At 70.7% G+C, this 9,897-nt stretch carries 2 protein-coding genes; both read right to left on the bottom strand.

Features of this window, described 5'->3' with window-relative positions; translation table 11 throughout:
* Window positions 1-2: 2 nt before the first annotated feature.
* A complete protein-coding gene (locus AC1Q7F_RS22675; RefSeq protein ID WP_492510820.1) occupies window positions 3-5,504 on the bottom strand; it encodes a type I polyketide synthase in 5,502 nt (1,833 codons plus the stop codon).
* A complete protein-coding gene (locus AC1Q7F_RS22670) occupies window positions 5,501-9,895 on the bottom strand; it encodes a type I polyketide synthase (protein ID WP_492510819.1) in 4,395 nt (1,464 codons plus the stop codon). The genes AC1Q7F_RS22675 and AC1Q7F_RS22670 overlap by 4 nt, the downstream gene beginning before the upstream one ends.
* Window positions 9,896-9,897: the final 2 nt, after the last annotated feature.

Raw genomic sequence — 9,897 nt, 5'->3', positions numbered from 1 at the left:
GTTCAGCCCTCCGCCCGATAGCGCTGTTCGGCCTCGTCTTCCGACAGACCCTCCAGCATGTCCAGCAGGTCGCCCAGGCCATCATCGTCAGATGCCGCAGGTTCGGCGATGACCAGCAGCGGCACCTCCATCCGTTCGGCCAGGTGCAGGGCCAGATCGGCCACGGTCGGGTGCTTCCAGACCAGGGTGACGGGCAGTTTCAGCCCGGTATCCGCCTCCAGCCGGTTACGGGTCTCCAATGCCATCAGACTGTCGAAACCCAGATCCTTCAGCGCGGTATTGCGCTCCACCGCCGCGGGCGACAGGCGCAGGACACGGGCCAGCACCCCGGCCAGATGCGCCTCCAGCCGGCCCTGCCGGGCCCAGCCCACCGGTTCGGCCAGCAAGGCGGCACGCAGGTCCGTCGCCGGCTCCCGCACCGCCACCATCGGCAACGTGACCTCCGACAATAACGGTGCCGCCGCCAGTGCCGGATAGGCCTGGGCCCAGCGGCGGCGGTCGAACGACATCACCGCCAGCTCCGCCACCTCCGCCAGCCCCAGGCAGCGCATCAGCAAATCCAGCCCGCGTTCGGCCGGCAGCGGTTCCACCCCCCGCTGGCTCAGCCCGTCCGCAGCATCGGCAACCAGCCCGATATCCGCCCAGGGTGACCAGTTGATGGACAGGCCCGGCAGGCCGCGCGACCGCCGTGACCGGGCAATGGCGTCCAGGGCGGCATTGGCCGCCGCGTAGTTGCCCTGTCCGGGCGACCCCAGAAAGGAGGCAAGGCCGGAGAACAGCACGAAGAAATCCAGTTTCCGGTCTGCCGTGCCCTCATCCAGGATCAGGGCCCCGCCCTGCTTGGCGGCCAGCAACCGTTCAAAGCGCCCGGCATCCTGTTGCAGCAGGATACCATCATCCAGGGACCCGGCCGCATGGATGACGCCGCGCAGGGGGCGGTCCGGCCGGTCGATATCGTCCAGCAGCGCCAGCATGCGGGCCCGGTCGGCCACATCCACCTGTCTTATGTCCAGTTCCACGCCGCAAGCGGCGATGGCATCCAGGGCCGCCGCCTGCGCCTCCCCCGGCGGACGCCGGCCGGTCAGGACCAGGCAGCCGGCCCCTGCCTTTGCCAACCTTTCCGCCACCGCCAGCCCCAGCCCGCCCAGGCCACCCGTCACCAGATAGGTACCCTTGCGATGTAGGCTTGCCGGTTCCACCAACGTCACCGCAGCCCCCGCCAGCCGCGCCACCGACAGGGCACCGTCGCGCACCGTCACCTGCGTTTCCGGCACATCGGACAGCAGCAGCCGAGCGAAAGCTGCCCAGTCATCGGCACCGGGCACCGGCGGCAGATCGGTCAGGCTGCACCGCAATTCAGGATGTTCATGCGCCACCGTCCGGCCCAGGCCCCAGACGGGCCCTTGCGCCGGTGCGGTGCCGTCCCACTGCACCCCGGCCGTGGCCAGCCACAGGCGCGGCGGATTGCGCAATGCCGCGCGGACCAGCGTCTGCACCAGATGCAGTGCATCAACCACCCCATGCCGCCGCTCCTCCGCCGGCGACAGCCCGGACAGGCCCAGCGCCCCCAGATGCACGATGCCGGCCAGGGAACCGGATACCTCCGCCGGCACCTGGGACGCCGTTTCCACCTGGGCACCGGCCTGGGTCAGGGCCGATGCCAGCGCCGCCCGTTCCCCGTCCCCGCCGCCGACCAGCAGCCATTCCGACCCCGCTGTTACGAGCGGCGGCACCGTCGCCGGCCGCCAGTCGATGCGCCACAGCCAGGGCGCATGGTCGGGTGCGGCGTCGGGCAGCAGGGCGCGGGCTTCCTGATAGGGCGTGGGCCGGTCCAGGGCAGCGCGGTTATGGGCCAGCAATTCCGCCACGGGCGCATGCGGATCATGGACCGCCGACATCAGGGCATAGATCATCAGGCCCGCATCCAGCGCCCGACCGACATTGGGATACATGGCGACATGGCGGACCAGGGCCGGATCGACGGCGGGATCGGCCGCCACCTTGGCCAGATTGGCCTCAAAATCCCCGTCATACAGGCAATTGGCGATGGGGCCGCTGACATCGGTGCAGGACAGCAGCCGCATCCGGGCCCCGGCCAGCAGTTCGGCGAACTGCGCCGTGGTGGCCGAGTAGGTGGACAATTCCGGCAGATCGACCGACGACGACCCGGTGGCCAGCACCTCGGCCAGGATCAGCCGCCCGCCCGGGGCCAGATGGCTGCGGATATTGGCGAACAGCGATACCTTGTCGGCGATCAGGCCCGACACCTCGAACCCGAACACCAGATCATAGATGCCGGGGAAGGGTGTCGCGGCACTGTCGCGCTGGTACAGCCGCACCCGGTCGCCCAGCCCCAGCCGGGCCGCCCTGCCATTGCCGATCTCCGCCTGACGCGCCGACAATGTATAGCCCTCCACCGACAGGCCGGGATGTGCTGCCGCAAGATCAATCAGGTCGCTGCCATAGCCGCAGCCGAAATCGAAGGCCCGCTTCAGGCTGGCCATCTCGATCCCCCGGAACAGCAGCCGGCGCAGTTCCAGTTGGCCATCGACCAGCAGTTTCTGCTGGGCGGGATCATGTTCGGGCTGGAACACGGTGCGCAGCCAGGAGAAACCGGGCACGCGCACGGGCAGCAGGCTCCAGGTCAGGTAACCGCTCAGCACCTCCTGCGATGCCTCGGCCCCGCCCTGGGCCAGCCGCGCCTCATGATAGGCGGCACCCTGGTCGTAATAGCCGCCGATCTCCGTCTGTCCGGCGGCACTACTGGGCAGCGGCGGGGCGATGCGCACGCCCTCCACCGGCTCAGCCCAATAGCGCTGGCGCTGCCAGGGATAGTGCGGCAGGTCAACGGGCGGCACGGGGGCGGGCAGCAGCGCCGGCCAGTCCAGCACGGCCCCGGCGGCATAAAGGGCCGCCACCGCCTCGGCCAGCGGGGCCGCCGCGGCCACGTCGCGGCGCAGGCAGGCGACGGCACGCGCCGGACGGCCAGCGGCCTGGATATTCTCCACCATGGCCGGCACCAGCACCGGATGAGGGCCCATCTCGATCAGCACATCCGTGCCGCGCGCCACCAGCCCTTCCACCACCATGCCGAACAGCACGGGCCGGCGCAGGTTGCGGCACCAGTAATCCCCATCCAGTTCCGCGCCCTTCACCAGCGCGCCGGTAACCGTGGACACCATGGTCACCAGCCCGTCGCGCGGCGACAGGTCGCGCAGCAGCGCCGCCAATTCCGGCAGCAGCGGGTCAACCTGCGGGCTATGGCTGGCCACATCCACCTTCACCTTGCGGGCGAAACTGCCCTCGACCTCTAATTGCGCCGCCAGTGCGTCGATATCATTGGCATCGCCGGCCAACACCGTGGACCGGCGGCTATTGGCCACCGCCACCGACAGGCGACCGTGGAAGGGGGCAGTCCGCGCCTCGGCATCCGGCAGCGACATGTCGGTCAGCAGCATCGCGCCCTGTCCGGCGATGCTGGACAGCAGGCGGCTGCGCAGGGCGATGATGCGGGCCGCATCGTCCAGCGACAGGATACCGGCGACATGCGCCGCCGCCACTTCCCCCATCGAATGGCCGACCACCGTATCGGGCACGATCCCCCAGGATCGCCACAGGGCGGCCAGCGCCACCTGCAGAGCGAACAAGGCCGGCTGTATCCGGTCGATCCGGTCCCAGACCGCCCCTTCGCGGATTAGGCCGGCGACGGACAGGCCCAGATGCGGCACCAGTGCGGCGCTGGCGGTCTCCAGCGCGCCGGCAAAGACGGGGTCATCCATCAGGTCCCGCGCCATGCCGGCCCATTGCCCGCCCTGGCCCGGAAAGACGAAGGCCACGCGCGGACGCGACGCAGCCCCCGCACTGGCCAGCGCCTGCCAACCCTCCCCCTCGTCCCGTCCGTCCAGCCAGCCGGTCAACGCCGCACGCAGGCCAGCGGCATCTGCTGCCGTCAGGGCCAGCCGGTGCGGGTAATGGGCGCGGTGTCGCGCCGTGGCCCGGCACAGGGCAGCGGCATCCTCCGTGCCGCCGGCCAACCGGTCCCGATAGGCAGCGGCCAGATCGCGCAGGGCACCGGGGCTGCGGGCCGACAGGGGCAGCAGCAGGGCCTTGGGCGCTTCGACATCCGGGTGGGTGGCAATTTCCGGGGCCGCCGCCACCACGACATGGGCGTTGGTGCCGGCAAAGCCAAAGGCGCTGACACCGGCCACGGGCTGGGCCACGTCCCAGGGCTGAGCGCGGGTCGGTACGCGTAGGTCGGCGGCGGCCCAGTCGATCTCCGGATTGGGCCGGGTGAAGTTCAGCACCGGCGGGATGGTGCGGTGCTTCAGCGCCAGCACCGTCTTGATCAAACCGGCCATGCCGGCCGCACTTTCCAGATGGCCCAGATTGGTCTTCACCGCCCCCAGGACCAGCGGCACATCCTTCAGTTCTGCCGGGCGCAGGGCGCGGGCCAGGGCGTTGACCTCGATCGGGTCGCCCAGGCTGGTGCCCGTGCCATGCGCCTCGACATAGGAGATGTGGGCCGGCTCCATTCCCGCATCGGCCAGGGCGCGGGCGATCACCGCCTCCTGCGCCGGGCCGTTGGGCACGGTCAGGCCGTTGCTGCGGCCATCCTGGTTCACCGCCGATCCGCGCAACACCGCCAGCACATTGTCGCCCGCCGCCAGCGCATCCGACAGGCGCTTCAGCACCACCACGCCGCACCCTTCCCCCCGGACATAGCCATCGGCGGCTGCATCGAAACTCTTGCAGCGCCCGTCACGGGCCAGCGCCCCCATGCGGCAGAAATACAGCGTCGTTTCCGGCGACAGGATCAGGTTGACCCCGCCGGCCAGCGCCGCGTCACATTCCCCGGCCCGCAGTGCCTGGATGGCCAGATGCACGGCCACCAGCGAGGATGAACAGGCCGTGTCCACCGCCATGCACGGCCCCTGCAGGCCCAGCAGATAGGACAGGCGCCCGGCCGCCGCGCTATAGGCGTTACCCGGCCCGTAATAGGGTTCGCGCCGTGTCAGGTCGCCCAGCACGCGCAGATAATCGCCGCTGCCGATCCCCAGATAGATGCCGGTGGCACTGCCCGACAGCCGGTCCAGGGCCAAGCCCGCATCCTCCAGCGCCTCCGCCGCCACCTCCAGGAACAGGCGGTGCTGCGGGTCCAGGCTTTCCGCCTCGCGCGGGGAAATGCCGAAGAAGCCGGCATCAAACCGGTCCACCTGGGTCAGGAAGCCGCCATCGGTTGTGTAGATCTTGCCCACGGCATCGGGGTCGGGATCGTACCAGGCATCCGCGTCCCAGCGATCAGCCGGCACCCGGCCTACGGCGGACCGACCCTGCACCAGCAGATCCCAGAAGGCGGCGATAGTCTCGGCACCGGGGAAGCGGCAGCCCATGCCGACCAATGCGATGGGGGCATGGCGCGCCCCCTCCAGGTCGGCGATGCGCGCCTCCGCCTCTTCCAGCAGCAGCAATAATTCGCGGGTGGGGTCCAGTCTCTCGCCGTTCATCGCGTGCCCCCCCGGCGGGCGGCCAGCTTGCGCTGCACATAATCCGCCAGGGCCGCCTCATCCATCGAGGCCACCTTCTCACGCAAGGCATTTGGTGCAGCCTGCTTGGCCGGCACAGACGGCGGGTCGCCAGCGATGAAGCGGGCCAGGGCCGCCAGCGTGGGATGGTCATAGGTCAGGGTCGCCGGCAGGGGCCGACCGATCCGGCGGGCCAGCTCGCCACGCAATTCAAGGGCCATCAGGCTATCCATTCCAAACACACTGAACGGCTGGTCGGGATCGACCGCCATCTCCTCGGGCAGGTGCAGCACCGACCGCACCACCCGCCCGACCTCCCGTTCCGCCAGCCGCAGCCGATCACCGGGCGGGGCCTGGTCCAGCAATGCTGCCAGTTCGCCACCCGTGACCATATCCACCGACCCGCGCGGGGCCAGCCGGTCCAGGAAGGCACTGTCATCCACGCTGCGCCACGCCTTCCAGTCAAACGGCAGCACAGCGACCGGTCCCGGTTGCCCGGCCAGGGCGGCCAACGCGGCCAGTCCCGCCGCCGGGTCCAGCGTCCGCACGCCGCGCTTTGCCCAACCGGCCGCGTCCGACCCCGCCGCCATGCCCAGGCCGCGCCAGGGTCCCCAGGCTATGCTGGAAACCCGGCGTCCATCGGCGGACAGGGCGGATACAGCCGCGTCCGCCCAAGCATTGGCGGCGGCATAATTGCCTTGGCCAGCCGATCCCAACGTGCCGGCGGCGGATGAGAACAGGGTCAGGAAGTCCAGGTCCATCCCGTCGGCCACCGCCCGCAGGCTGGCCAGCCCCTCCAGCTTGGGGGCCAGCACGGCGGCAAAAGCGTCCCAGTCCAGGCCCGACAGCACGCCATCACGCAATATCCCCGCCGCATGTACGATGCCCGCCAGCGGCGGCACGTTGGCGGCGGCAATGCCTTGCTTGACGGCTTCCACATCGGTGATGTCGGCGCGCACTGGCACGGCCTGCACGCCGTCGCGCGCCAGATCGTCCAGCAGGCCCGCATCCGGTTCCGACCGGCCCAGCAGCAGCAAGTGTTTGGCACCGCGCCGCGCCAGATCGCGGGCCACCGCCTGACCCAGCCCACGCGTGGCCCCCGTCACCAGATAGGTGCGGTCGGGCCGCAGCGGGACCGGCTGGGTCGGTACCGCCGGAACCGGCACCAGCCGCGCCGCGCGCCAGCCGTCGCGCCACGCCCATTGCCGTTCCCCCGCCGCCCGGCAGGCCGCCAGACGGGGCAGGAAGTCCCGGATGATGGATGCCGCATCGGCATCATCATGCAGATCCAGCAGCACCGGTGCTGTTTCCGGCTGTTCCAGCGCCGCCGTGCGGCCCAGGCCCCAGAGCGTGGCACCAGCCGGGTTGGTCACCGTGCCTTGTGCCCCCCTGGTCACCCATAGCGCCGGCACGTCAGTGCGGGCCAAAACCAAGGCCCCCTCCAGCGCCGGGCGCAGTTCCGCTGTCTTGGCCCAGGGGGACAGGTCCAGAGCGGCCAGATGCAGCACCCCGGCGATGCCCGTCAGGTCTCGCCCGGCCACCGCCGGGGGTGCGATCAGTTCCATATCCAGGCCCGTTGCCGCCAGCGCATCGGCAACCCCACCCCGATCCGGCACCACCAGCCAACGACCTGCCGGTTCCGGACCGGCCGGCGGTGCCACCGGCTCCCACGCCACACCCAGCAGGGGCGGCAGGGCGGCCGGCGGCTGGGTGATCCAGTGGCGCACCCGCTGGAACGGGTAAGTCGGCAGCGACACAGGCCGGTGCCCACCGGGCGGATGCAGCGCCTCCAGCCGTACGTCCACGCCCGCACTCCATGCACCGGCCACGGTCTCCAGGAACCGGCGGCGATCCTGCCCGCCAGACCGCAGGTTGGATAACCAAGTGATGGCGGCATCGGGCTGTTCCCGCCGCGCCAGCGCCACCAGCGCCGGGCCGGGCCCGATCTCGATCACACAACCGATGCGCTGGGCGGCCAGGGCCGACAGGGCGGGGGCGAAGGCCACCGGTTCGCGTATCTGCCGGCCCCAATAGCTCCCATCGGGTGCCGACTGCACTGGCAAAGCCGTCAGGGTGGAAATCCAGGGCAGCACGGGCGCCCTGGCGGCAACAGCACCGGCCCTTGCCGTGAACGGGGCCACCGCCGGGTCCATCAGCGGCGAATGGAAGGCATGGCTGACCGCCAGCTTCTTCCAGCGGATGCCGCGTGCCGACAGATCGGCAGTGATCCCGTCCAGCATCACCGCATCGCCCGACAACACCGTCTCTGCCGCACCATTCAGCCCGGCGATGCCCACCCGGTAGCCGACAAGCTCCACCAGATCGGCAGCCGGTGCGAAGACCGCGATCATGGCACCGTCGCGCGGCAGGGCCTGCATCAGCCGCCCACGTGCCACCACCAGCCGCGCCGCATCCTCCAGCCCCAGCACCCCGGCCGCCCAGGCGGCGGCGAATTCGCCCACGCTGTGGCCCAGAACCAGATCGGGCTCCACCCCCAGCCCGCGCCACAGCGCCACCAACCCCGCCTGCAGGGCGAACAGGGCCGGTTGGGCATATGCCGTGTCATTCAGGCGCGCATCATCCCCGCCGCCCAGCCAGATATCGGCCAGGTCCGGCAGTTCCGTCATGGCGGCCAGACAGCGGTCCACCGTTTCGCGAAACAGCGGCTCTTCCCGATACAGCCCGGCCGCCATGCCGGCATATTGGCTGCCCTGGCCGCTGAACAGGAAAGCCACGCGCGTCCGCCCGCCCAGGGGGGCCGTGCCGCGCTGTCCATCAAAGGCGGCAAGGCGGGCGGCGGCATCGGTCGCGTCGTCGGCAAGCACCGCCAGCCGCTTTTCCAGCGGCACCCGACCAGTGGCCAGCGTCCAGGCGGCAGCGGACAGCGACGGTGCATCAAGGGCCGACAGGGCCGCCGCCATGCGCCCGGTCAGGGCAGACAGGGCGGCATCATCGCGCGCCGACAGGGCCAGCAATTGCGGGCCCGTCGCCGCTATCTGCACCGGTTCGGCAGCGTCGTCGGCCCGGATCACCAGATGCACATTGGTCCCGCTCATCCCGAAGGCGCTGACCCCCGCCACGCGCGGTCCCGGCCAGTCCGTCATGCGCACGGGCACCTCAGCCGGCACGGCAGCCAGATCCAGCGCCGGGTTGGGTTTGGTGAAATGCAGGTGCGGCGGGATGCGCCCATGCTGGACCATCAAAGCCACCTTGATGGTGGCCGCGATGCCAGCCGTCGCCTCCAGATGGCCGATATTGGTCTTCACGGTGCCGACATGCAGGGGGGTGGTCCGCCCCTGCTGCACGGCCGCCAGGGCCGCGATCTCGATCGGATCGCCCAGGCTGGTCCCGGTGCCATGCGCCTCGACATAGGTGACGGCATGCGGTTCCGTCTCCGCCTGGGCCAGGGCCGCGCGGATCACCGCCTGCTGGGCCGACCCGCTGGGCACCGTCAGGCCGGCAGCGGCCCCGCCATGGTTGACCGCCGACCCGGCGATCACGGCGATGATGCGGTCTCCCGCCGCGCGCGCATCGGACAGGCGCTTCAGCGCCACTATCCCCGCCCCCTCACCCCGCCCATAGCCATCAGCCGACGCATCGAAGGTCTTGCAGCGGCCATCGGCGGCCAGGGCCTTCAGCCGCGCCATGGTGATGAAAGTATCGGGCACCAGGATCAGATTGGCGGCCCCCGCCAACGCCAGATCGCATTCGCCGCCACGCAGGCTCTGGCAGGCCAGATGCACGGCCAGGGCGGAGGAGGAACAGGCCGTGTCCACAGCCATGGCCGGCCCCGTCACCCCCAGCACATAGGACAGCCGCCCGGCCAGAAAGCTGGTGCCCGTGCCGGTGCCGACATAGGCGTCCAGATCGGCCGGGTCGGCGCTGGCCCGCACCAGCCGGTCGTAATCCTGGTTCATGGTGCCGATGAACAGGCCCGTGCGGCTGCCGGCCAGCCGGTCGGCGGCGATGCCGGCATGTTCCAGCGCCTCCCACGCCACCTCCAGCAGCAGCCGCTGCTGCGGGTCCATCGTCACCGCCTCACGCGGGGAGATGTTGAAGAAGCCGGCATCGAAATGCCGTACCTCCGGCAGCAATGCCGCCTGCCGGCAATAGGATTTGCCCGGCACCGACGGGTCGGGGTCATAGACCGCATCCATGTCGAACCGGTCGGGCGGGATGGGGGCGACGGCGTCGACACCGTCGCACAGCATGCGCCAATACCCGTCCGGCCCGTCGCCCCCGCCCGGAAAGCGGCAGCCGATGCCGACAAGGGCGATCGGTTCGCGTTCGCGCGCCCGCAGCCGCCCCTTCATGTCGCGGACGGCGACAAGGGCGGCGCGCAAGGCAGTGGCTTGGTCGGGGCTGCTGCTCATTG

Source organism: Niveispirillum sp. GW835-FHT14G11, from assembly GCF_058793615.1.
This window is presented reverse-complemented; position numbering and strand designations above follow the sequence as displayed.

What these genes read in the sequence shown, in the direction of transcription:
- AC1Q7F_RS22675 (WP_492510820.1), bottom strand. Translation starts at nt 5,504, where the DNA reads ATGAACGGCGAGAGACTGGACCCCACCCGCGAATTATTGCTGCTGCTG.
- AC1Q7F_RS22670 (WP_492510819.1), bottom strand. Translation starts at nt 9,895, where the DNA reads ATGAGCAGCAGCCCCGACCAAGCCACTGCCTTGCGCGCCGCCCTTGTC.